At 37.1% G+C, this 396-nt stretch carries 1 protein-coding gene; it reads left to right on the top strand.

Going from position 1 to position 396, the window contains the following annotated elements:
- On the top strand, positions 1-396 hold a 396-nt coding region (locus AOA61_RS30820; RefSeq protein ID WP_218197339.1), incomplete at both ends, for an acyl-CoA thioester hydrolase/BAAT C-terminal domain-containing protein.

Genomic DNA, 396 nt, shown 5'->3' with positions numbered 1-396 from the left:
GCAGTAGATTGGATTAAAGAGAGAGAATTTACCAACAACAAGCATATTGTCGTGTATGGCATATCAAAAGGGGCCGAGCTCGCCCTACTTGCTGCTTCTAAAAATAGCAATATTAAAGGTGTTGTTGCAATGGCACCTACAAGTCATGTATTAGAAGGCTATGGAACAAAAAAGCAGAGTTCATCATGGTCACAGAATGGGCAGGAACTTCCCTTTGTACCTTCAAGTACAGGAGTAAAAAGGTTAATGAAATCTTTATTTAACTCCAAAGATAAATACTGCAATAAAGATATGGTACAAGCGATTGAAAAATATGAGAAAAAAGGTAAAACGGAAGCGTTGATTAAAGTAGAAAACATTAAAGGTCCAATCCTTCTGCTAAGTGGTGACCATGAT

This window comes from Pseudomonas sp. 2995-1, from assembly GCF_002742505.1.
Taxonomy (GTDB): Bacteria; Pseudomonadota; Gammaproteobacteria; order Pseudomonadales; family Pseudomonadaceae; genus Aquipseudomonas; species Aquipseudomonas sivasensis.
Note: the sequence above shows the minus strand (reverse complement) of the source record. Positions and strands in the feature narration are given on the sequence as shown.